Origin of the sequence: Pseudarthrobacter cremeus (assembly GCF_051857465.1) — a bacterium.
In the GTDB taxonomy this organism is placed as follows: Bacteria; Actinomycetota; Actinomycetes; order Actinomycetales; family Micrococcaceae; genus Arthrobacter.
The window spans coordinates 175,830-197,782 of sequence record NZ_JBPZHC010000007.1; the positions used below are offsets into that span (position 1 = coordinate 175,830).

22 protein-coding genes are annotated in these 21,953 nt (G+C 64.4%); 4 read left to right on the plus strand and 18 right to left on the minus strand.

The genetic code is table 11. From position 1 onward, the window contains the following. Positions 1–33: 33 nt before the first annotated feature. From ACS5PJ_RS14515 to glnA, 6 genes are all read right to left on the minus strand, one after another. Positions 34–426: a hypothetical protein gene (locus ACS5PJ_RS14515; RefSeq protein ID WP_439435571.1), complete on the minus strand. Its 393-nt coding sequence runs from the start codon at positions 424–426 to the stop codon at positions 34–36. Continuing rightward, positions 423–692: a hypothetical protein gene (locus ACS5PJ_RS14520; RefSeq protein ID WP_439435572.1), complete on the minus strand. Its 270-nt coding sequence runs from the start codon at positions 690–692 to the stop codon at positions 423–425. The genes ACS5PJ_RS14515 and ACS5PJ_RS14520 overlap by 4 nt, the downstream gene beginning before the upstream one ends. A gap of 865 nt (positions 693–1,557) precedes the next feature. Continuing rightward, positions 1,558–2,088, minus strand: a complete 531-nt coding sequence (locus ACS5PJ_RS14525) for a GNAT family N-acetyltransferase (RefSeq protein ID WP_439435652.1) — start codon at positions 2,086–2,088, stop codon at positions 1,558–1,560. A 1-nt stretch (position 2,089) separates the two neighbouring features. After that, positions 2,090–2,527, minus strand: coding sequence for a VOC family protein (locus ACS5PJ_RS14530; protein ID WP_439435573.1), 438 nt, complete (start codon positions 2,525–2,527; stop codon positions 2,090–2,092). Positions 2,528–2,594: 67 nt separating this feature from the next. Continuing rightward, entirely contained in the window at positions 2,595–5,606 is a 3,012-nt protein-coding gene (locus ACS5PJ_RS14535; protein ID WP_439435574.1) for a bifunctional [glutamine synthetase] adenylyltransferase/[glutamine synthetase]-adenylyl-L-tyrosine phosphorylase, read from the minus strand. A gap of 9 nt (positions 5,607–5,615) precedes the next feature. Further along, positions 5,616–6,956 (minus strand): type I glutamate--ammonia ligase, encoded by a 1,341-nt coding sequence (gene glnA, locus ACS5PJ_RS14540; RefSeq protein ID WP_439435575.1) that lies wholly within the window; start codon positions 6,954–6,956, stop codon positions 5,616–5,618. Between the two features lie 266 nt (positions 6,957–7,222). Here glnA and panB point away from each other — a divergent pair, with 266 nt between their 5' ends. Further along, positions 7,223–8,128, plus strand: a complete 906-nt coding sequence (panB, locus tag ACS5PJ_RS14545; RefSeq protein WP_439435576.1) for a 3-methyl-2-oxobutanoate hydroxymethyltransferase — start codon at positions 7,223–7,225, stop codon at positions 8,126–8,128. Between the two features lie 34 nt (positions 8,129–8,162). On the opposite strand, the gene ACS5PJ_RS14550 is transcribed toward panB, so the two are convergent. Next, positions 8,163–8,327 carry an SPOR domain-containing protein gene (locus ACS5PJ_RS14550; RefSeq protein ID WP_439435577.1) on the minus strand — a complete coding sequence of 55 codons (165 nt, stop codon included), beginning with the start codon at positions 8,325–8,327 and terminating at the stop codon, positions 8,163–8,165. 119 nt (positions 8,328–8,446) lie between these two features. Here ACS5PJ_RS14550 and map point away from each other — a divergent pair, with 119 nt between their 5' ends. Continuing rightward, the gene (map, locus tag ACS5PJ_RS14555) at positions 8,447–9,325 is read left to right on the plus strand and encodes a type I methionyl aminopeptidase (RefSeq protein WP_439435578.1); all 879 of its coding nucleotides are present in this window, start codon (positions 8,447–8,449) and stop codon (positions 9,323–9,325) included. Between the two features lie 57 nt (positions 9,326–9,382). Next, positions 9,383–10,186, plus strand: coding sequence for a polyphosphate--glucose phosphotransferase (gene ppgK, locus ACS5PJ_RS14560; protein WP_439435579.1), 804 nt, complete (start codon positions 9,383–9,385; stop codon positions 10,184–10,186). A gap of 55 nt (positions 10,187–10,241) precedes the next feature. On the opposite strand, the gene nrdR is transcribed toward ppgK, so the two are convergent. The 3 genes from nrdR to ACS5PJ_RS14575 all read right to left on the minus strand — a co-directional run bounded on the left by nrdR (position 10,242) and on the right by ACS5PJ_RS14575 (position 12,586). Continuing rightward, positions 10,242–10,748, minus strand: coding sequence for a transcriptional regulator NrdR (gene nrdR / locus ACS5PJ_RS14565; RefSeq protein ID WP_439435580.1), 507 nt, complete (start codon positions 10,746–10,748; stop codon positions 10,242–10,244). A gap of 122 nt (positions 10,749–10,870) precedes the next feature. Next, on the minus strand, positions 10,871–12,247 hold the full coding sequence (gene hisD, locus ACS5PJ_RS14570) for a histidinol dehydrogenase (RefSeq protein ID WP_439435581.1): 1,377 nt from the start codon (positions 12,245–12,247) through the stop codon (positions 10,871–10,873). A gap of 9 nt (positions 12,248–12,256) precedes the next feature. Continuing rightward, entirely contained in the window at positions 12,257–12,586 is a 330-nt protein-coding gene (locus tag ACS5PJ_RS14575; protein ID WP_439435582.1) for a hypothetical protein, read from the minus strand. A 345-nt stretch (positions 12,587–12,931) separates the two neighbouring features. Here ACS5PJ_RS14575 and ACS5PJ_RS14580 point away from each other — a divergent pair, with 345 nt between their 5' ends. Then, positions 12,932–13,429: a flavin reductase family protein gene (locus tag ACS5PJ_RS14580; RefSeq protein WP_439435583.1), complete on the plus strand. Its 498-nt coding sequence runs from the start codon at positions 12,932–12,934 to the stop codon at positions 13,427–13,429. Here ACS5PJ_RS14580 and dnaE read toward each other — a convergent pair. The 8 genes from dnaE to ACS5PJ_RS14620 all read right to left on the minus strand — a co-directional run bounded on the left by dnaE (position 13,426) and on the right by ACS5PJ_RS14620 (position 21,946). Beyond that, positions 13,426–16,983: a DNA polymerase III subunit alpha gene (dnaE, locus tag ACS5PJ_RS14585; RefSeq protein ID WP_354147418.1), complete on the minus strand. Its 3,558-nt coding sequence runs from the start codon at positions 16,981–16,983 to the stop codon at positions 13,426–13,428. The genes ACS5PJ_RS14580 and dnaE overlap by 4 nt on opposite strands. A 50-nt stretch (positions 16,984–17,033) precedes the next feature. Next, a complete protein-coding gene (locus tag ACS5PJ_RS14590; RefSeq protein ID WP_439435584.1) occupies positions 17,034–17,960 on the minus strand; it encodes an RluA family pseudouridine synthase in 927 nt (308 codons plus the stop codon). Beyond that, positions 17,953–18,525: a signal peptidase II gene (lspA, locus tag ACS5PJ_RS14595; protein ID WP_439435585.1), complete on the minus strand. Its 573-nt coding sequence runs from the start codon at positions 18,523–18,525 to the stop codon at positions 17,953–17,955. Before lspA ends, ACS5PJ_RS14590 begins: the two co-directional genes overlap by 8 nt. 94 nt (positions 18,526–18,619) lie before the next feature. Then, on the minus strand, positions 18,620–19,315 hold the full coding sequence (locus ACS5PJ_RS14600; RefSeq protein ID WP_439435586.1) for a DivIVA domain-containing protein: 696 nt from the start codon (positions 19,313–19,315) through the stop codon (positions 18,620–18,622). A 179-nt stretch (positions 19,316–19,494) separates the two neighbouring features. Further along, entirely contained in the window at positions 19,495–19,782 is a 288-nt protein-coding gene (locus tag ACS5PJ_RS14605) for a YggT family protein (RefSeq protein ID WP_439435587.1), read from the minus strand. Positions 19,783–19,903: 121 nt separating this feature from the next. Further along, on the minus strand, positions 19,904–20,434 hold the full coding sequence (locus ACS5PJ_RS14610) for a cell division protein SepF (protein ID WP_354147413.1): 531 nt from the start codon (positions 20,432–20,434) through the stop codon (positions 19,904–19,906). Positions 20,435–20,523: 89 nt separating this feature from the next. After that, positions 20,524–21,264, minus strand: a complete 741-nt coding sequence (locus ACS5PJ_RS14615) for a YggS family pyridoxal phosphate-dependent enzyme (protein ID WP_439435588.1) — start codon at positions 21,262–21,264, stop codon at positions 20,524–20,526. Then, on the minus strand, positions 21,257–21,946 hold the full coding sequence (locus ACS5PJ_RS14620) for a purine nucleoside phosphorylase YfiH/LACC1 family protein (protein WP_439435589.1): 690 nt from the start codon (positions 21,944–21,946) through the stop codon (positions 21,257–21,259). Before ACS5PJ_RS14620 ends, ACS5PJ_RS14615 begins: the two co-directional genes overlap by 8 nt. Between the last annotated feature and the right edge of the window lie 7 nt (positions 21,947–21,953).

Below are 21,953 nucleotides of genomic sequence, written 5' to 3' on the forward strand. Positions count from 1 at the left end.
TTGCTTGAACGCCCGTCTGACCAGTAGCTTTGTTCAAAGCACCTTGCCACATGCCCCCATGTGTGAGGTAGCAGCTATATAGAGAGGCCCCGAGGCATCCCCCATGCCCCGGGGCCTCTTGCTGTCCTTGGGGGTGAAGAGGGCGTTGGCCGGAAGTCCGAACAGTTCCGCGATTGCCATGGCCACGTCTTGGTTGACGGTACTGCGAGCGCCCGATCGCAGATGCCCGATGGTCGATTTGCTGATCCGGGCTTTGGAGCGTTTGCGGATGAGGACGTGCCCCACGGATTCGGTGAGGGTCCTCACGGTGTAGCCGCGCGCCCGCATGATCTCGCCGAAGATCGCGGCGTTACTGAGTTTGATGTCGAGCCTTTGCGTGGGGGTGCGCAGCGCCGCTGTTCTTCGTATGCGCAGACTGCTTGTCACAAGGACGGCCTTCGTGTCCGGCGGCGCGCGGGACGCTCTGGTGGCGGGGTTGCTTCAGCACTAGCAAGGATGGTGTTGAGGTGGTTGTCGGTGAAGCGGATTGTTTTGGGGCCGAGGTCGAGGTGCGGCCAGGTCCCTGCCTTGGCTTTGGTGCGGACGGCGCGGGGGTCGATCTGGAGGATGTCGGCGAGCTGGTTGACGGTGTAGACGCGGGGGGCAGGTTGCCGCAAATCTGTTTCGTCGGTCGCATGGTCGATGTTGTCCAAGAGTGATCCATCCAATCCTCAAAAGTCCCGAAAAGACCGAAGATAGCATGTGTTTGACCCTGCGAAATCCACGTGACATTGGGGGTATTCAAGGTGCGTATTTGCAGCACGAATGCTGCCCCCGCCGCATAGACTAACCGTGCAAAGGCAGGGGCACCCTGCCACGGGCAGGCCTAGTAGGGGGATATGAAATCGATGGCAGAATACCAGTACGGAGCGAACCTGCAGCGAGGGGATGTTGTGGTTTGCGGCGACGGTCTCATACGGACCGTGATCAAGAATCGGGACAAGCTGATCTGGTGGACACTCGGGGGTCGAGATGGAGCCCGGATCATTGCTCATGAAAATGGGGATACCCTCGCGTTGGAACAGATTTCCCATGACGTGATGAGGGTGAACATGCTGGTCCTGGCCTCTATCAGATAGAGCTAAGTCCGCAAAAAGTCCGCAAGAGGGTCCAAACGCGCCAGTTTTCGACCGTCACAACCAACGCCAGAACTCCCGGAATCTCGCGGATTTCAACGGTGCCCAACAAGGACCAATCAGTATTGTTTAGTTCGAGCTCTACTACGGCGTCTAGCACATCCCGGGGCTGAGCAGGTTTCAGTCCTTCAAGAGTCCGCCCGCCCGTGCAGCCATGCTGCCGGCCGGGCGGACTTTTTTGTGTTTGAGGTGGGGGCCGGCTCCAGACGTGCTGAGACCAAGAGCCGGCCCCCTGACGTGTGCCCCCGAGACGAAGACTGTTCAGGCCTTCCCCCCAACAAGGTATGAGAACACCGCCAATCCACATGATCTGCCAATGCCGGCCCGCAGGCAAATGAACCTTCGGTGCGCCGTAAACGAAGATGCGCGGTGTGGCAGGAAGTTATCCTGCGAAGCTCCGGTACATGGTCCGCTGGGGTCCGGAACCGCCGCCCAGGTATTGTCCGCGGTCCTCGAAGCCCGCACGCCGGTACGCGGACAGCCCTGCGGGGTTTCCCTCGTTGACGGACAGCACGACGCCGGTTTCTGCCGTATGCAGCTTCGCGGTAAGTTTCGCGGCGGTACCGACGGCGGACGCCGCGGCCAGCGGCCCGAGTCCTTTGCCCTGGTGCCGGCGGTCAATGAGGAAGCCCCGCAGCAGCCACGCGGAGTTCCCGTCCGGCCAGCCGGCAAGGTCCGCGGCGCCGGCCTGCAGCGTGAGAACACCGACGGCGTAACCGTCGGCCTCAATGACGTAGGGAAACCGCGATTCCTCGGCGAGCCCGGTCAGGGCCATGCGGAGCGGGTCCCCCACAAAAGTGCTTTGGCCCGGTGCCAGTTCCAGGCCGGCAACTTCACCGAGCTGGATGGCGAGGGAATCGGCGTCGAGATCGTCAAGGGCAATCAGCCAAACAGAGGCAAGGGAGTCTTTCAGGTCAGCGGCCCTCGTTGGCTGCGGGCGGCCCGTCTTCGGCTGGCGGGCCTGCCGGGTCCATCCACAGGACCTCCCACAGATGCCCGTCCGGGTCCTGGAAGCTGTGGTTGTACATGAAGCCGTAATCCTGGACCTCCTGTGAGGGCCTGCCGCCCGCGGCAAGGGCTTTGCGCACTGTCTCGTCCACGGCTTCTCTGCTGTCCACGGAGAACGCTGTGATGGCCTCGGTCGCACGGGTGGCATCCACCAGGTCCTTGGACGTGGTTGTCTTGAAGAAGTTTTCCACCAGGAGCATGACGAAGGCGTTGTCGTTGATGATCATGCAGGTGGCATTCTCATCCGTGTAGTCCGGGTTGAAGGAGAAACCGAGGGCCGTGAAAAAGTCCACCGACCGCTTGAGGTCCTTGACGGGCAGGTTCAGATAGATTTGGGTAGCCATCGCCCCAAGTTAGCACCGGACCACTGCGGGTGTCTCCAGTGCGATGCCGGCGCCTGCCGGTCCCTTGCTAGTGACCGTAGAAGAGCCGCTCGAAAACAGCACGGGCACGCCGGCTCAGGCGAAGGTAATCCTCCTCCAGCGCGGCCGCGTTGCCCGGTTCGTAGCCGCACCAGCGTGCCACTGCCTCCAGGTCCCGCCGGGATGACGGCAGCAGGTCCGACGCTTTGCCGCTCCAGATGACATTGGCGGAACGGATCCGGCTGGCGAGCAGCCAGGCGTCGGCCAGCAGCTTTGCGTCGGCGCCCGCGACCAGGTTCAGGGAAACCGCAGCATCAAGTGCCTCAACGGTCGACGTTGTCCGCAATTCGCGGTGCTTGCCGGCGTGCTGGAGCTGAAGGAGCTGCACCAGCCACTCGACGTCGCTCAATCCCCCTCGGCCAAGTTTCAGGTGACGGGCGGGATCGGCCCCGCGCGGCAGTCGCTCGGCCTCCACCCGGGCCTTGACCCGACGGACCTCCCGCACGTCCTGATCTGAAATTGATTCGGGGTACCTGATGGGGTCAATCAACGCCAGGAAGTCGCGGGCCAGATCGTCGTTGCCCGCCATCGGCCGGGCCCGAAGCAGCGCCTGCGCCTCCCAGATCAGCGACCACCGGCGGTAGTATTCGGCGAACGAATCCAGGGACCGGACCATGGCGCCGTTCTTGCCCTCCGGCCGCAGGTCGGCGTCCATCTGCAGGACCCGTTCGGCCATGATGGCCGGTTTGAGCGGCTGGGTCAGCAGTCCGGAGAGCAAGGAGACAATCCTCAGGGCCTGTTCCTGAGCCTCTTCCTCCGAGTGGCCGGGGAGTGCACGGTGGACGTACATGACATCCGCGTCGGATCCATATCCGATTTCCCGGCCGCCCTGCCGTCCCATGGCCACCACCAGCACGGCGGTCTTCAGCGGGCCATCGGCGGAGACCATGCCTTCGGCCACCCGCAGCGCGCCCAGCACGGCGGCGCGGTCGGTGTCCGCGAGTTCGGCGCCCACGCGGTCCTGGCTCAGCAGCCCGGCGGAATCGGCAATGGCAATCCGCAGGATTTCCCGGCGCCGGATCAGCCGGATCAGCCGCATGGCGCTCTCCGGATCCGAGTGCCGTGACATCTTGGAGGTGATCTCGTGCCACTGTGCCTCGAAGCCAAGCGGCGCAAGGTCCTTGTCGTTGCCCAGCCATGCCACGGATTCCGGTGACACCTCCAGGAGGTCCGCAATCAGGCGGGAGTTGGAGAGCACATGGCACAGCCGCTCGGCGGCCGCCGTTGAATCGCGGAGCATGCCAAGGTACCAGTGGGTTGTGCCCAAAGCCTCGCTGACGCGCCGGAACGCGAGGAGCCCGGCGTCGGGGTCCACACCTTCGGCGAGCCAGTCCAGGAGGATGGGCAGCAGCTGGCGCTGCAGGGCGGCCCGCCGGCTGACGCCCGCGGTGAGCGCCTCGATGTGCCTCATCGCCCCGCGCGGGTCTCCGTAGCCGAGGGCGGCGAGGCGGCCCTGGGCAGCCTCCGGCGTCAGCCTGGCGTCCTCGCTGCTGAGCTTTGCCGCTGTATTGAGCAGCGGCCGGTAGAAGATGCGTTCGTGCAGCTCACGGACGGACCGTTTGGTCTTCTGCCAGGCCGCCAGCAGCGCGTCAGCGGGCGGCCGGTCGTTGGAGAAGGGGCCCAGGACTGCCTTGGCAAGGGCGCGCAGGGCCGGTTCGTTGACAGGCATCAAATGGGTCCGGCGGAGCTGGAACAGCTGGATCCGATGCTCGAGGAGCCGCAGGTACCGGTACGCATGGTCGAAAGCAGCGGCGTCCGCCCGGCCAATGTAGCCGCCGGCGGACAGTGCTGCAATGGCCGAGGTGGTGTCGCGGCGGCGGAGCGATTCGTCCGATTTGCCGTGCACCAGCTGAAGCAGCTGGACGGTAAATTCGACGTCGCGGAGGCCGCCCCGGCCGAGCTTGATCTGCCGCTGTTCTTCAGCGGCCGGAATATGTTCGGTCACCCGGCGGCGCATGGCCTGCACCGACTCGACGAATCCCTCGCGGCCGGCCGAACTCCAGATCAGGGGCGCCACCGCTTTTTCGTAGCGCTCACCAAGCTCCGTGTCTCCGGCGATGGTGCGGGCTTTGAGCAGGGCCTGGAACTCCCAGCTTTCGGCCCAGCGGGCGTAGTAGCTTTCGTGGGATGCCAGGGTGCGGACCAGGGGGCCCGATTTGCCCTCCGGCCGGAGGTTGGCATCCACTTCCCAGAGGCCAGGCTCCCGCGCCACCGAGAAGATGGCACGCGAGATGCCTGTGGCCAGGGCAGTTCCCACCGTACTGGCACGGGCATCGTCCAGGTCCCCTGCGTCCATCACGTAAATGACGTCGACGTCGGAAATGTAGTTCAGCTCGCGCGCTCCGCATTTGCCCATTCCGATGACCGCCAGGCCGACGCCGGCCACCTCCTCCGCGGTGAACTGGTCAGCCGCCTCAGCCCGCGACACAGCCAGCGCCGCCTCGATTGCGGCACCGGCCAGGTCCGCGAGTTCCGCCCCGACGGCGGGCATGAAATCCAGCGGGTCAACGGCGCAGAGGTCCTTGACCGCAAGGTCCACCACCCCGCGTCGGTAGGCCGTTCGCAGCGCAGCATATGCTTCAGCACCGGTCATCCCCGCCACCGGCCGGGACGACCCCGGGTCTGCCCGGACGGAATTCAGCAGGGCAGCGCGAAGCTGTTCGGGATCCGCCTGGCGTGGCTCGGGACTGGCTTTTACCTCGAAGGCAGCAAGGTGCTCCGGGTGGCGGATGAGGAACTCCCCCAAAGCCTCAGAGGCGCCGAGCACACGGTAAAGCGGCTCGCTGGCCTCCGGATCAGCGGCAGCCAGTTCGCGGAGCGCCGGGTGTTTTTCAATCAGCCTGACCAGCGACTGCAGGGCCGTGTCCGGGTTTGCCGCCATCGCCAGGCCGGCGAAGATCCTGTCCGGGTCCAGTCCGTCCAGTTCGGCGGCAGCAAGGAACCGCTCGCCCTTCTCCAGGTCACTGAAGCCGGCCGAGATAAGGCGGCGGGCAAGGCTCACCGCCGCCGCCTAGAGAATGCCGAGGTTGCGCTGCAGTTCGTAGGGCGTGACCTGGAGCCGGTAATCCTGCCATTCGGCACGCTTGTTGCGCAGGAAGTGCTCGAAGACCTGCTCGCCAAGGATCTGCGGCATCAGTTCCGAATCCTCCATGGAACGGATTGCATCGTGTAGGCTCGCCGGCAGGGGGTCATGCCCCATGGCGCGGCGCTCGGCGGAACTCAGTGACCAGACGTCGTCCTCGGCAGCGGCCGGGAGGTCATAGCCTTCTTCGATCCCCTTCAGGCCCGCACCAAGCAGGACTGCGTACGCGAGGTAGGGGTTTGCCGCGGAGTCGATTCCGCGGTATTCGATGCGGGCCGACTGGCCCTTGCCCGGCTTGTAGAGCGGGACCCGGACCAGCGCCGACCGGTTGTTGTGCCCCCAGCTCAGGTAGCTGGGTGCTTCCCCGCCTCCCCAGAGCCGCTTGTAGGAGTTGACGAACTGGTTGGTCACAGCCGTGAACTCGGGTGCGTGCTTGAGGATTCCGGCAATGAACTGCCGTGCCGTCTTGGACAGCTGGAACTCGGTGCCGGCCTCGTAGAAAGCGTTGGTGTCGCCCTCGAACAGCGAGAAGTGGGTGTGCATGCCGGACCCCGGGTGCGCAGTGAAGGGTTTGGGCATGAAGGTTGCGTAGGTGCCCTGCTGCAGGGCGACCTCCTTGATGACGGTCCGGAACGTCATGATGTTATCCGCAGTCTGCAGGGCGTCAGCGTAGCGGAGGTCGATTTCATTCTGGCCCGGGCCTGCTTCGTGGTGGCTGAACTCCACGGAAATGCCGACGGACTCCAGCATGGTCACGGCTGTGCGCCGGAAGTCCTGGGCCACGCCGCCGGGCACGTGGTCAAAGTAGCCGCCCTCGTCCACCGGAACCGGCGCCCCGTCCGGCCCCGGCTCCTGGGATTTGAGCAGGTAGAACTCGATTTCGGGGTGCGTGTAGCACGTGAAGCCCATGTCCGCGGCCTTGGCAAGGGTGCGCTTGAGCACGTTGCGCGGGTCCGCAGCGGACGGTTCGCCGTCCGGAGTGAGGATGTCGCAGAACATGCGCGATGTCTGCTCGGTTTCGCCTCGCCACGGCAGGATCTGGAAGGTCGAGGGATCCGGCTGTGCCAGCATGTCGGATTCAAAGACCCGGGCCAGGCCCTCGATCGCGGACCCGTCAAAGCCGAGGCCTTCCTCGAAGGCCCCCTCCACCTCGGCCGGGGCGAGTGCCACAGACTTGAGCGAACCTACGACGTCGGTGAACCACAGACGTACGAACCGTACGTCGCGCTCCTCGATAGTGCGCAGGACAAACTCTTGCTGGCGGTCCATGAAGGCCTCTTCTCCGGTCAACGTTCTTGCCCCGGGTCCGCGGAAGCGGCAGCCGGCAGCAGCTCATCATCACTTTACTAAGCAATTGGCTCCAATGCGGGAGCCTGCCCCGCACGTAACACAGCGTTAACACTGCCACCAGACGCGGCCCCGTAGCGCCTGAGGCCGGACTGACCCCCGCGGCCGGTTCAAAATATGACGCGGATCACGGCGCTCCGGCCGCCCGGAGGTAGCTTGGACCGCCGGTACAGCACTACGCTCTTGGCATGGCCACAACCAACAGCCCTGACTCAAGCGCGTCCGCTGAAGTACCCGCCCCTTACGGAAACGGCCCTGCACAGGTTCCCGCGCCGTCGTCGGCAGGTCCTGCGAAGCCCGCCGCGAGGGTGCGGATCCACCACCTGCAGCAAGCCAAGAGGGACGGCACGCGGTTCGCGATGCTGACCGCCTATGAGCAGTACAGCGCGGAGATTTTCGATCAGGCCGGCATCGAAGTGCTCCTGATCGGCGATTCCGCTTCCAATAATGTTTTCGGCAATGAAACCAGCCTGCCCGTCACAGTGGACGAGCTCCTCCCCCTCTGCCGCGCCGTGGCGCGGTCCGCCAAGAGGGCGCTGGTGGTGGCTGACCTGCCGTTCGGCAGTTACGAAGTTTCAGCACAGCAGGGTGTGGAGACCGGAGTCCGCTTCCTCAAGGAAGGCCTGGCCCACGCAGTCAAGATCGAGGGCGGCAAATACTATGCCGAAACCGTCCGCGCCATGGTCCAGGCCGGTGTCCCGGTGATGGCCCACATCGGCTTCACACCGCAGAGCGAGCACGCCCTCGGCGGCTACCGTGTCCAGGGCCGCGGCGATGACGCCCAGCGCCTGATAGACGACGCCGTGGCGCTGGCCGAAGCGGGGGCCTTCTGCGTCCTGATGGAAATGGTACCGGCAGACACGGCGGCCGCCGTCGATGCAGCCGTCGACGTGCCGACGGTCGGCATCGGTGCCGGCAACGCCACAACAGGCCAGGTTCTGGTGTGGCAGGACATGGCGGGACTCCGCGGCGGGAAGATGGCCAAGTTCGTCAAGCAGTATGCCGATCTCCGCACCACCCTCAGCGATGCCGCGAAATCTTACGGCGACGAAGTCCGCTCAGGGCAGTTTCCGGGCCCCGAGCACTCCTTCTAGGACGGCCTCCCCCGGCCGGGTGGTGTGACGCTGTTTAGTCCTCGTCGCCCTTTTCCCAGGCCTCGTTGCGCGCCCGGACCTTTTCCAGTGCGTGCTCAGCTTCCTCCCGGGTCTTGTAGGGGCCAATCAGCTGGCTCCAATCCGACATCGCGTCCTCTTCCACCTCGTGGGTGTTCACGTTGTACCAGTACTCCGTCATCGGTGCTCCTCGTTCCGGCCTGCAACGGCCTTTCTGTGATCCGCGTAACTTATACACGGATGCGGACAGGTTGGGCCTGAAGTTTCTTGGCGTTCTGCGGTCCCTTATATGATCAATCTATGCCTTCCCTAGCCTCAACTGCACCCACCGGAACCCTGACCCGGGGAACGGTCAGCCCGCAGCTCCCCGTACCGGCGTCCATCCCCCGCCCGGAATATGTGGGCAGGCCCGGCCCGGCCAAGTTCACCGGCTCGGAGATCAAGTCGGCCGAGACCATCGAAAAAATCCGGATCGCAAGCCGGATCGCCGCGCAGGCCATCGTCGAGGTCGGCAAACACATCGAGCCTGGCGTGACCACCGACCAGCTGGACAAGGTGGGGCACGAATTCCTCCTGGACCACCAGGCGTACCCGTCCACCCTCGGGTACCGCGGATTTCCCAAGTCACTGTGCTCGTCCCTGAACGAAGTCATCTGCCACGGCATCCCGGACAGCACCGTGGTGCAGGACGGCGACATCATCAACATCGACATCACCGCCTTCATCAACGGCGTCCACGGCGACACCAACCACACGTTCCTGGTGGGCAACGTCGATGAAGAGTCACGCCTGCTCGTCGACCGGACCCGCGAGTCACTCAACCGGGCCATCAAAGCCGTGGCACCCGGCCGCGAAATCAATGTGATCGGACGCGCCATCCAGTCCTACGCCAAGCGTTTCGGCTACGGTGTGGTGCGGGACTTCACCGGACACGGCGTCGGGGAAGCCTTCCACACCGGGCTCATCATCCCGCACTACGATGCAGCCCCCGCCTACAACACCGTGATCGAGGCAGGCATGGTTTTCACCATCGAACCCATGCTGACGCTCGGTACGGTTGAATGGGACATGTGGGAGGACGACTGGACGGTGGTCACCCGCGACCACAAGCGGACAGCCCAGTTCGAGCACACCCTGCTGGTGACAGAGTCCGGCGCCGAAATCCTCACCCTGCCCTGAAATCCGTGCGGGTCAGCCACCCGGCTGCCAGCACGCCCTTCCACGAACGGAACAACATTGGCCAAGAAGGACGAGAAGTCGCACAAGAACTCCCCGCTGATCGGAATCGACATCGGCGGAACGGGAATCAAGGGCGGCATTGTCGACCTGAAAAAAGGCAAGCTCCTCGGTGAGCGGTTCCGTGTGCCGACGCCCCAGCCCGCCACTCCCGAAGCTGTTGCCGAAGTGGTGGCCCAGGTAGTGGCCGAGCTGTCTGCCCGCCCGGAGGCGCCGGCCGACGACTCACCGGTTGGCGTCACGTTCCCCGGCATCATCCAGCATGGCGTTGTCCATTCGGCGGCCAACGTGGACAAGAGCTGGCTCAACACTGACATCGACGGTTTGCTGACCGCCCGGCTGGGCCGGCCTGTTGAGGTCATCAACGACGCCGACGCCGCCGGGCTGGCTGAGGCACGCTACGGCGCCGGAGCCGGCGTGGAAGGTACCGTCCTGGTCATCACCCTGGGCACCGGAATCGGTTCCGCCTTTATCTTCGACGGCCGTCTGGTCCCCAACGCTGAGCTGGGCCATCTTGAAATTGACGGCTTTGACGCCGAAAGCAAGGCCTCGGCGGTGGCACGGGAGCGGGACGGGCTCAGCTGGGACGAGTACAGCGTCCTGCTGCAGCGCTACTTCTCCCACGTGGAGTTCCTCTTCTCCCCGGAACTCTTCATCGTGGGCGGCGGCATCTCCAAGCGGGCGGACGAATACCTGCCCAATCTCAGGCTGCGCACCCCCATTGTGCCTGCCAAGCTGAAGAATGAGGCCGGAATTGTCGGCGCCGCCGTCGAAATTGCCGTGAAGCACAAGCTGACCAAATAAAACGTGGATGCCGGTGGCGGCAGCGGCTTCCCCTCCGCTGCCGCCACCGGAAGTCTTACAGGGGGGTCTTCTCGGAGCTCTTGGTGCCCTTGACGGTTTCCTTCGTGGCCTCTTCGGCTGACTCGTGGCGGAGCAGGGCGATGGCCGTTTCGAAGTCCTCAAGCGACTCGAACGCCTGGTAGACGCTGGCGAAGCGCAGATAGGCCACCTGGTCCAGTTTCTGCAGCGGCCCCAGAATGATCAGCCCCACCTCGTGCGCGTCAATTTCCGCTGCCCCGGAGGCGCGGATCTGCTCCTCAACCTCCTGGGCAAGGAGCGCCAGGTCATCTTCGCTGACGGGGCGTCCCTGGCAGGCTTTGCGCACGCCGTTGATGACTTTGCTCCGGCTGAACGGCTCGCCGACGCCGGAACGTTTGATGACCGAGAGGCTGGTCGTCTCCACCGTGGTGAACCTGCGGCCGCATTCCGGGCACTGACGACGACGCCGGATGGCCGAGCCGTCGTCGGCCATGCGGCTGTCCACAACACGGGAGTCCGGATTACGACAGAACGGACAGTACATGATGTCCCCTCCCTGTTGTTTCTTCTGGCCGTCTATCAGTCTACGACTACATATAGCGGAATAACAAGCCTGTAATTACTACATGTAGTGGCGTTGCCGGTTTCCGGCAGTCCGGACGCCGGTCAGCTCTTCTGCTGGAACCGTGCGGCGACCGCTTCGCCGTGGGCCGGCAGGTCCTCGGCGCCGGAGAGGCTCACGATGTGGCCGCTGACCTCCTGCAGCGCAGCCTTGCTGTAGTTCACCACCTGGATTGCACGCAGGAACGTGGTGACGTTCAGTCCGGAGGAAAACGCGGCGGTCCCGCTGGTGGGCAGCACGTGGTTGGAGCCCGCACAGTAATCCCCCAGGCTGACCGGACTGTAGTCGCCGACAAAAATGGCACCGGCGTTCCGGATCCGGGCGGCCACCGCCGGTGCGTCCCTCGTCATGATTTCGAGGTGTTCAGCGGCGTAGGCGTCACAGGCTGCGATGCCATGCTCCAGATCCTCCACCAGGACAACACCGGACTGGGGGCCGGAGAGAGCCTCGCGAACCCGGTCAGCGTGCCGGGTGGCGGCCGATTGCCGGTCCAGTTCCACGATGACAGCGGCGGCGAGGTCCTCGGAATCGGTGATGAGCACCGACGCGGCTTTCGGATCGTGTTCGGCCTGGCTGATCAGGTCGGCGGCCACCAGGGCGGGCTGGGCGGAGGCATCGGCCAGAATGGCGATTTCCGTGGTGCCTGCCTCGGAGTCGATGCCCACCACGCCTTTGACGAGGCGTTTCGCCGTGGCCACGAAGATGTTTCCCGGACCCGTGACGACATCAACGGGCTCCAGCGCCGGTCCCGCGTCACTGGCCTGGACACCGTAGGCGAAGGCGGCGATGGCCTGTGCGCCACCGATGGCGTAGACCTCGTCGATGCCGAGCAGGGCGGCCGCCGCCAGGATGGTGGGGTGCGGGAGTCCGCCGAAGTCTTTCTGCGGCGGCGATGCGAGGGCGATGGATTCCACACCCGCGGCAAGGGCAGGAACCACGTTCATGATCACCGACGACGGGTAGACCGCCAGGCCCCCGGGGACATAGAGGCCCACGCGTGCTACCGGAACCCAGTTCTGGCTCACCAGGGCGCCATCCCCAAGCTCGACGTCGAGATTCCGGGGCCGCTGTCCATCGGCGAACCGCCGGGCGCGGCTGATCGATTCCTCCAGGGCACTGCGGACCGCAGGATCCAGGTTCGCCAAGGCACTGGCCAAAGCGTCGGCCGGGACCCGCGGGTGGTGCTGCTGAACACCGTCAAACGTCAGTGCGAGTTCACTGAGGGCCGCGAAGCCCCGGGTGCGGACCGCCCCGATGATGTCCAGCACCTTCTGCTCCGCGTCCGCCACCGTCTGGTGCTGCGCGCGGGGAACTGCCGCCCGCAAACCGGCCAGCGTCAGGTCCCGCCCCCGAAGATCGACTGTACGGAAACTGAGCGCCGTGGCAGGGGCAGGCACTGGAAATTCAGGAGTAATGGTCACCGGTCCATTTTACGCACCCGGCGCGGTGCCTCCCGTTAACGGCGAGCCTGCACCCTCCGTGCCCCTGCGGAGAAGGTTCAGCAGGCTCAACACGAAGACGGACGCGGCCGTCGCAGCCGGCCAGAGGAGCAGGACTGAGAGGGACCGGAGGGAAAAGCCCACGCTGGCATTGACGGAGGTGTCGGCAGGCCCGCCCCAAAGCCGGGCTGCGAGCATACCGGTCTGCCACGCCACAACCGCGCCGGCGAGGCCGCCGGCCAGGCTGAGGAGGAAGGCCACCTGCGCAGCGCGGCCGCCCTTGTCCGTCAGCAGCACGGCCACCAGGCATCCGGCGAACACCAGGAGGCCTGCCAGGGTGAGGTCCCGGGGCAGCCACGCCTCCGGATTGGTTCCGCCTGCAAAGGCAGGATCACGGGTGAGCAGGTTCAGCCCGCCCGGGGCCAGCAGCCACTAGAGGAGCCCCACGGGAACGCCTCCGGCTGCGGCAACCGCAAACCACTTCCACGGCATGCGGGAAGACCGGCGGCTGGCGGTGTGTTGACTCATTTAACACACCTTAACAAATCTTCGCCCCACCCGATCAAATGACGTGGCGGGTCAGGCGATTCCGCCGGGCTCTGCGGGAGCAATACGCTTAACGTAGAGTCCGAAATAAGCCCGCGTTTCAGGGAGCCAGTTTCAAACATGACAGACAAGACGGCGTACGAAAGCACGTTCAAGGAAATGTTCCGCCGGCATGCGGCCGGCGTGGCCATCATTACGGTGAACTACAAGGGCGAACCGTATGGTTTCACCGCGACGTCCGTTGCCTCGTTATCTGCTCAACCACCCAGGTTCACCTTCAACATGGCCCGGAGTTCGAGTTCGTGGCCTGCCGTAGCCAACACCACCCACCTCGGTGTCCACATGCTGGGTCTGGAAAACCAGGAGCTGGCCGACCGCTTCGCCCGCACCAAGGATCGTTTCGGCGGGGACCACTGGGAACTTGGCCCGCACGACGTCCCGATCCTCAAAGGGGTCGCCGGCTGGCTCATCGGCGAAATCCAGATGCGGCTCTCTTTCGAGAACAATGCAGTGGTGGTCGTTGAAGTGGTGGACGGTGCAGTGGGCGACGACGGTTCCCCGCTCCTCTACCACGGCGGCGCCTACGGCCAGCCCGTCCCGCTGGACTACGAAATCTAGTTATCCAGGCAGGTCGGCCCGAGGAGAACCTTCAGGTCGCCGAACAGGGACGGACTCGGGTTGACCCGCAGGTGCACGGGCAGGCCCATGACCTCAGTCCGGGTGTCCCCCTGAAGGTGGAGCCGGACTTCCGAGTTTCCCCGGTGGTTCCGCAGGACATCCCCCAGTTCGGTGACCACAGCCTCCGTTGCCTTGTGCGTGGGCATCGAGATGAGTATGGGCCCGTTCGTGCCTTCGCTGAGGTCGGGGACTGACAGTTCCATGCAGTTGAGCGCCACGGCGCCGTCGTCGCGCCGCTGCAGGCGGCCCTTGACCACCACGATAAGGTCCTCGGCCAGGACGGACGCGATGGGACCGTAGACCTGGCCGAAGAACATCACCTCCATGGAGCCGCCGAGGTCTTCGATTTCCGCGCGGGCGTAGGCGTTGCCGCTGGCCTTGGCGATCCTGCGGCTCAGCGAGGTGATCATGCCCGAGATGGTGATGATGGCGCCGTCGTGTGGCCCGTCCTCGGCGATCACCGAGGTGATGCTCTGGTCCGCGTGCTGGCTCAGGAGTCCCTCAAGCCCCTGCAGCGGGTGGTCCGAGACGTACAGTCCCAGCATGTCCCGCTCGAACGAGAGCTTGTCTTTCTTCTCCCATTCCGGCAGGTCCGGAATTTCGATGCTCAAAGAAGCCTCGGATTCGGCTTCGTCGAAACCGGCGAAGAGGTCGAACTGGCCGATCGCCTCATTTCGCTTCAGGGTGATGACGGAGTCAATGGCCTCTTCGTGGATCATGGCCAGCGCGCGCCGGTGGTGGTTCAGGGAGTCGAAGGCGCCGGCCTTGATCAGTGATTCGATGGTCCGCTTGTTGCAGACAACAGCGGGGACCTTCACGAGGTAGTCCTTGAAGGACGTGTAGGCGCCTTCCTTTTCGCGGGCGGCCACCATGGCTTCGACGGCGTTGACGCCGACGTTGCGGATGGCTCCCATGCCGAAGCGGATGTCGTTGCCCACGGGGGTGAAGTTCAGCGCTGACTCGTTGACGTCCGGCGGCAGCACGGTGATACCCATGCGGCGGCACTCGTTGAGGTAGATCGCAGACTTGTCCTTGTCGTCACCGACTGAGGTCAGCAGGGCGGCCATGTACTCCGGCGCGTAGTGCGCTTTCAGGTAGGCGGTCCAGTATGAAATCACGCCATAAGCGGCAGAGTGTGCCTTGTTGAAGGCGTAGTCGGAGAACGGAAGCAGGATATCCCACAGGGTTTTGACGGCTTCCATGGAGTAGCCGTTGTCCTGCATGCCCTGGGAGAAGCCCGCGAACTGCTTGTCCAGTTCAGATTTCTTCTTCTTGCCCATGGCGCGGCGCAGGATATCTGCCTGGCCGAGGGAATAGCCGGCGAGCTTCTGCGCCACGGCCATGACCTGTTCCTGATAGACGATCAGGCCGTAGGTTCCGCCGAGGATTTCGGCGAGCGGTTCTTTGAGCTCAGGGTGGATCGGGATGACTTCCTGGATCCCGTTCTTGCGCAGCGCATAGTCTGTGTGCGCGTTGGCGCCCATCGGCCCTGGCCGGTAGAGCGCCAGCACGGCGGAGATGTCCTCGAAGTTGTCAGGCTTCATCAGCTTCAGGAGCGCACGCATGGGGCCGCCGTCGAGCTGGAAAACGCCGAGAGTATCGCCGCGGGCCATCAGCTCGTAGGACGGGACGTCGTCCAGGGCAAGGGTGTCCAGGTCGAGGTCGTGGCCCCGGTTGAGCTTGATGTTCTCCAGCGCGTCGGAAATGATCGTCAGGTTCCGCAACCCCAGGAAGTCCATCTTGATCAGGCCCAGGCCTTCACAGGTGGGGTAATCGAACTGGGTGATCACCTGGCCGTCCTGGATGCGGCGCATGACCGGGATGACGTCGATGATGGGGTCCGAGGACATGATGACGCCGGCCGCGTGCACGCCCCACTGGCGCTTCAGTCCCTCAATACCCAGGGCGGTTTCGAAGACCTTTGCGGCCTCGGGATCCGTGCTGATGAGCTGGCGGAAATCGCCGGCCTCGCCGTACCTCTTGGACTCAGGGTTCTGGATGTCCGCGAGCGGGATGTCCTTGGCCATGACGGCCGGGGGAAGGGCTTTGGTCAGCTGCTCCCCCATGCTGAAGGGGTAGCCGAGCACGCGGGACGAATCCTTGAGCGCCTGCTTGGTCTTGATGGTTCCGTAGGTGACGATCATGGCTACGCGCTCGTCGCCGTACTTGCGGGTCACATAGTCGATCACCTCGGAGCGGCGCCGGTCATCGAAGTCGACGTCGAAGTCGGGCATGGAGACGCGGTCCGGGTTGAGGAAGCGCTCGAAGATCAGGCCGTGGTGCAGCGGATCCAGATCGGTGATCCGCATGGCGTAGGCCACCATGGAACCGGCACCGGAACCACGGCCCGGGCCGACGCGGATGCCGTTGTTCTTCGCCCAGTTGATGAAGTCCGCCACCACCAGGAAGTACCCGGGGAACCCCATGGAGGTGATGACTTCGAGCTCGTAGTCGGCCTGCGTGCGGACCTTGTCCGGAATTCCGCCCGGGTAGCGGTACTCGAGGCCTGCGGCTACTTCCTTGACCAGCCAGGACGTCTCGTCTTCCCCCGGCGGGCAGGGGAACCGCGGCATGTAGTTCGCCCCGGTGTTGAACGACACCTCGCAGCGCTCGGCGATCAGCAGCGTGTTGTCGCAGGCATCAGGGTGGTCCCTGAAAAGCTCCCGCATTTCCTGGGGCGACTTGAGGTAGTAACCGCTGCCGGAGAACGCAAACCGGGAGCCGCCATTGTCATAGGTGGGCTCCAGCAGGGTTGATCCGGACTGGATGGCCAGCAGGGCTTCGTGGGCCTTGGCGTCGTGCTCATGCGTGTAGTGGAGGTCGTTCGTGGCCACCAGGGGCAGGTTCAGGTCTTTGGCCAGCCGCAGCAGGTCCCCGGTGACCCTGCGTTCGATGTCCAGGCCGTGGTCCATCAGCTCACAGAAGTAGTTCTCTGCACCAAAGATGTCCCGGAACTCCGAGGCGGCTTCCAGTGCCTCACGGTACTGGCCCAGCCGCAGGCGGGTCTGGACCTCCCCCGACGGGCAGCCGGTGGTGGCGATCAGGCCTTCGGAATATGTGTTCAAAAGCTCCCGGTCCAGCCGCGGCCACTTGCCGAAGACTGCATCCAGTGATGCGATGGACGATGCCCGGAAGAGGTTGCGCATCCCCGCATTGTTGTAGCTCAGGAGCGTCATGTGGGTGTATGAACCACCGCCGGAGATGTCGTCTTTCCGCTGGTGTTCCTCGCCCCAGCGGACCCGGCTTTTGTCTGTCCGTGCGGTGCCGGGAGTGACATAGGCTTCGACGCCGATGATGGGCTTGATGCCCTGGTCCGTGGCACGTTTCCAGAAGTCGAAAGCGCCGAACAGATAACCGTGGTCAGTCGTGGCGAGGGCAGGCATGCCGAGGCGTTCGGTCTCATCGAACAACTCCCCCAGGCGGGCAGCGCCGTCCAGCATGGAGTATTCGGTGTGGTTGTGAAGATGGACGAACGAGGCATTGCTGGAAGTCACCGCACTATTCTATGCGCTGGCCGGCCGTCCCTGCCGCAGCGACCCAGTACCTAGGCCTGGCCCGATTCCAGGACCTCCAGGGCATACTCCAGGTCCTGGGGATACTCGCTGGTGACCGTCACGCGCTCCCCTGTCACAGGGTGTTCGAAACCGAGCTGGCGGGCATGCAGCCACTGGCGGGTCAGCCCCAGCGTGGCGGCGAGCCGCGGGTCTGCGCCGTAGGTGAGGTCTCCGGCGCAGGGGTGCCGCAGTGCTGAGAAGTGCACGCGGATCTGGTGCGTGCGGCCTGTCTCCAGGTGCACCTCCACCAGGGTGGCCTTGCCGAAAGCTTCGAGCACCTCGTAATGCGTGATGGACGGCCGGCCGTCCTCGATGACGGCAAACCGCCAGTCATGTCCCGGGTGCCGCCCAATGGGCGCATCTATGGTGCCTTCCAGGGGATCCGGGAGCCCCTGGACGACGGCGTGATACACCTTATCCACGGTGCGTTCCTTGAACGCACGCTTCAGGGCGGTGTATGCACGCTCTGTCTTGGCCACCACCATCACGCCCGACGTGCCGACGTCGAGCCTGTGCACGATACCGGCCCGCTCAGGGGAACCCGACGTCGAAATCCGGTACCCGGCGCCCGCGAGGCCACCCACGACGGTAGGGCCCACCCATCCTGGTGAAGGATGGGCCGCGACCCCCACCGGCTTGTCCACAACGACAAAGTCGTCGTCGTCCAACAGGATCTTCAGGCCTTCCACAACTTCCTCCACCACTTCGAGCGGGTCCCGTCGATCAGGCACCGTCACTTCCAGGACATCGCCCGCCACCAGGCGCGCGGACTTCCCGACCTTCTTGCCGCGGCTGACCACGTTGCCTTCCGCAATCAGGGTGGCAGCGAGCGAGCGGGAGATTCCCAGCAGCTTCGCGAGCCCCGCGTCCGCCCGGGCTCCGCCGAATTCCTCGGCAACCACAACGCGCTCAGGCATCGTTGGCTTTGTCCGGCGAAGCCGCAACATGCCGTGATCCGTCAAGGGCGATCCCCTTCAGGGTCAGGATGCAGATGATGGCCACCGCGGAGACCACGGCGGAATCGGCAATATTGAAAATCGCAAAATTCGGCAACTGGATGAAGTCAACAACATGCCCCATTCCGAAGGAGGGTTCCCGGAACAGCCGGTCCGTCAGGTTGCCCAGCGCTCCACCCAAAAGAAGGCCCAGAGCCAGTGCCCACCAGGCAGAGCCAAGTTTCCGCACCTGGAAGAGGATGGCAAGGGAGACGCCGGCCATAATGATGGAAAACACCCACGTCACGTTCTCTCCGATGGAGAAGGCCGCGCCCGAGTTGCGGATGAAATACCAGTGCAGGAGCGGCGGCAGAACGGGAATGCGTTCGCCCTCCACCATTGTGGAGGTCACCCAGAGTTTGGTCAGCTGGTCCAGCACGTAGGCGAAGGCTGCAAAGCCTGCGAAGAGCGAGAGCAGGCGTGCCCGTGCGGGACGGGGGGAGGAGGAAGCGGGGTGTGCAGCGTCCGCGGCGAGGTCGTCAGTCATGGTGCTTTCATTTGGGTAATACCGATGCAATCACAAAAAGCCGGCGGCCGAGGAAACCCCAGCCACCGGCTTTCAGAATACGTGCTTTGCGGAACTAGTGCGCTTCAACTTCCGGGGCGGCAACTGAGCCACGGGCGTCGAGGTCGCGGAGCTGGCCTTCGATGTAGGCCTTCAGGCGTGAACGGTAGTCCCGCTCGAAGCCACGGAGCTGCTCGACCTTGCGTTCCAGGACGGAGCGCTGCTGCTCAAGGGCACCAAGGATCTTCCGGGACTTCTCCTGGGCATCGTTGACCAGGCTGCTGGCTTCGATCTGCGCCTCGGCAATGATCTTGTCCTTCTGGGACTGACCGTCAGCGACGTGGCGGTCGTGCATCTGCTGGGCCATGGCAAGCAGGCCGGCGGCGGACTCGGCGGAAACCGTGCTGCCTGCGGCAGCTGCGGGGGCAGCGGCAGGAGCGGCTGCAACAGGTACTACCTGCTCGGTTTCCTTCTTCTTGGCCGCGTCGGCAGCCTTGGCTTCAGCCTCGGCCTTCGCCGCGGAGTCGTCCTTTTCGGCCTTGACGGGCGCGGGGACCTTCTCGACCACCGGGGCGGCTGCAGCTGAGCTGGCCGGCACGGCAGTACCTGATTCGGCAAGCTTCTTGCGGAGCTCGTCGTTCTCCTGGTTCAGGCGCCTGAGTTCCACGACGATCTCGTCCAGGAAGTCGTCAACTTCGTCCTGGTCGTAGCCTTCGCGGAACTTGGTCGGCTGAAAGCGCTTGTTGACAACGTCTTCTGGCGTCAAAGCCATCTGGTCACCTCATTGGTCTAGTTAGTCAGTAGGCCTTCCGGCCGTCAAAACTACGGTACCTAAATATTGTCTGGTTCCTCTAATTCAACACTGGGTGTCAAACCGGAGATTTCTTCGCGTCGCAGGACTGCCGTTCCTCGAAGGGAACTTCACCTGCGCCGCTAGGTCTTATCGAAAACTTACGCGAAACCCCGGGTGACCGCCATTGCGATGACAACGGCGATGAACAGGACCAGGAAACCGAGGTCCAGCGTCACCCCTCCGAGCCGCAGCGGAGGGATCAGCCGACGGAGCACCTTCAGTGGCGGATCCGTGATGGAATACACCGTGTGGGCCGCCACGAGGGCAACACCGCGCGGACGCCATTCCCTGGCGAACATCTGGACCCAGTCAAAGACCAGCCGGATGATGAGCCCCACAAAGAACAGCAACAGGACGATATAGACAAGTCCGAAAACGATTCCCATGACTTAACTCATATCTCCATGTCCATTCCGGATACCGCAGTGCCCTGCCAACGTTTCGTGTCTATTTCAGCACAGATGCCAGACAGGTGTCCCTGCCTGGCATCCGCTCGAAGCTTTGTGGCTAGCTTTGGTTGAAGAAGCTGGCCTGGGTCTCGCTGACCTTCTTGTCATCACCGATGACCTCAACGTACGACGGCGAGAGCAGGAACACCTTGTTCGTGACCCGTTCAATACTGCCGCGGAGCCCGAACACCAGCCCTGCCGAGAAGTCCACGAGGCGCTTGGCGTCTGACTCACCCATGTCGGTGACGTTCATGATGACAGGGATGCCGTCCCGGAAACTCTCGCCAATGAGCTTGGCGTCGTTATAGGACCGGGGGTGGATGGTGGTGATCTGGCGAAGCCCGGTTGTTTCTTCGCGGCTCGAGGCCGCACGCTTAATGGGGGTCACAGGTGCGCGGTATTCCTCTTCGGGGGCGTACGACGACTCACGGCTGACATCGCGGACCGGTGCCGGTGCACGGCGTTCCTCGCGGTCAACTTCCATGGATTCGTCCTCGTCCTTACGTGTAGTGGTGTGCTCGGACTCGTAATGTTCGTCGCCATCGGCGAGCCCAAGATAGATCATTGTCTTGCGCAGAGCGCCGGCCATGGTCGACTCCTAATCGTGTCCGCAGACGGGCCCGCCCAATGACTTGACAGCACTGGCATCCCCCGCCATTCACTTCCTATAGCTCGACGCTACCGCACGTCAGGACGCGATCCGAGAATATCGGAGCCGATTCGCAGGTGTGTCGCCCCGAAGCGGATGGCCGCTTCGAGGTCCTGGCTCATGCCGGCCGAGATGGACCGGGCGGAGGGGTGGTCCGCCACCAGGGCCGCCGAGATGCCGGCAAGTTTGTCAAAGGCTTCCTCCGGGCTGCGGCCGAGCGGAGCCACGGCCATCACGCCCGCCAGCTCCAATCCAGCAGCTGCCGCCAGCCTGTCCGCCAGGAAAGGAACGTCGGCCGGCGCCGCCCCGCCACGGTGCGTGCCGGCGTCGTCGTCGAGGTTGACCTGGATGAAGCAGTCAAGAGGTCCCCGCCCGGTCCTGGCCTGTTCCGCGGAAATGGCCCGCTCGAGGCTGTCCACCAACGTCAGCCGGTCAACAGAGTGCAATGCGCGGGCGTAGCGGACCACGGACTTTGCCTTCTTGCTTTGCAGCTGTCCGACGAAATGCCATTTGAGGTCGAGATCGGCCAGTTCAGCTGCCTTCGACGAGGCTTCCTGGTCCTTGTTTTCGCCGACGTCGCGGACACCGAGTCCGGCCAGCCGCCTGATATCCGCCGCCGGATGGAATTTGGTGACCACGATCAGGGTCGGCAGCTCCACGGACCGGCCTGAGGCTGCGGCAGCGGCTTCGATGCGCCGCTGAACGGCGGCGAGCCGCCGGGACAGCTCTGCGGTCCGGGCTGCGCCGGCAGCCGCTTCACCTTCACTCATGTGCCCACACGAGCCCGGCGAACCGGCCGGTGCCCCTGGACCGGCGGTACGAGAAAAGCTGGTCATTCTCGAGTGTGCATGGCCCCGCGTACTCGACAATGACGCCGGCTGCTTCCAGCTGGCTCCTCGCCCCGGCAGGCAGATCCAGCGACGGAGTGCCCCACGACGTGGAAGCCCACGTTGCAGGCACCCGGGCCGCGACGTCGGCGCGCAGCTCAGCGGGCACCTCATAGCAGGAGCCGCAGATGGACGGGCCGAGCCACGCATGGATACCGGCCGCGCCCGCTGACCTCATTGACTGGACTGCAGCCGCGAGTATGGCGTTGGCGATGCCCGGCCGGCCGGCATGCACGGCGGCCAGGACCGGGCCGTCGGGCCCTTCTCCAACGAGCACCACGGGGATGCAGTCAGCCACCATCACGGCGAGCGGCAGACCCTGGGACACCATGGCGTCCGCAGTCGGGGCCGGAGTTTCCGGTTCCATCAGTTCCACAGCAGTGCCGTGGACCTGCTCCATAAACCTCAAGGAGCCGGGCACCAGGCCCGCGGCGTCCTCCAGGGCACGGCGGCGCTGGAGGACGTCAGCGGGGTTGTCCCCCACGTGCAGGGCAAGGTTGCCGGCGTGAATGTCCGTGAAGGCCACACTCACCCCGGGACGGACCACCGTCCGCCAGAAGAACAAGCCGTGA

Bases quoted from the DNA above. Each gene is read 5' to 3' on its own strand.
- ACS5PJ_RS14530 (WP_439435573.1), bottom strand. From the start codon at position 2,527: ATGGCTACCCAAATCTATCTGAACCTGCCCGTCAAGGACCTCAAGCGG.
- glnA (WP_439435575.1), bottom strand. From the start codon at position 6,956: ATGGACCGCCAGCAAGAGTTTGTCCTGCGCACTATCGAGGAGCGCGAC.
- panB (WP_439435576.1), top strand. From the start codon at position 7,223: ATGGCCACAACCAACAGCCCTGACTCAAGCGCGTCCGCTGAAGTACCC.
- ACS5PJ_RS14550 (WP_439435577.1), bottom strand. From the start codon at position 8,327: ATGACGGAGTACTGGTACAACGTGAACACCCACGAGGTGGAAGAGGAC.
- map (WP_439435578.1), top strand. From the start codon at position 8,447: ATGCCTTCCCTAGCCTCAACTGCACCCACCGGAACCCTGACCCGGGGA.
- nrdR (WP_439435580.1), bottom strand. From the start codon at position 10,748: ATGTACTGTCCGTTCTGTCGTAATCCGGACTCCCGTGTTGTGGACAGC.
- ACS5PJ_RS14580 (WP_439435583.1), top strand. From the start codon at position 12,932: ATGACAGACAAGACGGCGTACGAAAGCACGTTCAAGGAAATGTTCCGC.
- ACS5PJ_RS14590 (WP_439435584.1), bottom strand. From the start codon at position 17,960: ATGCCTGAGCGCGTTGTGGTTGCCGAGGAATTCGGCGGAGCCCGGGCG.
- lspA (WP_439435585.1), bottom strand. From the start codon at position 18,525: ATGACTGACGACCTCGCCGCGGACGCTGCACACCCCGCTTCCTCCTCC.
- ACS5PJ_RS14600 (WP_439435586.1), bottom strand. From the start codon at position 19,315: ATGGCTTTGACGCCAGAAGACGTTGTCAACAAGCGCTTTCAGCCGACC.
- ACS5PJ_RS14605 (WP_439435587.1), bottom strand. From the start codon at position 19,782: ATGGGAATCGTTTTCGGACTTGTCTATATCGTCCTGTTGCTGTTCTTT.
- ACS5PJ_RS14610 (WP_354147413.1), bottom strand. From the start codon at position 20,434: ATGGCCGGCGCTCTGCGCAAGACAATGATCTATCTTGGGCTCGCCGAT.
- ACS5PJ_RS14615 (WP_439435588.1), bottom strand. From the start codon at position 21,264: ATGAGTGAAGGTGAAGCGGCTGCCGGCGCAGCCCGGACCGCAGAGCTG.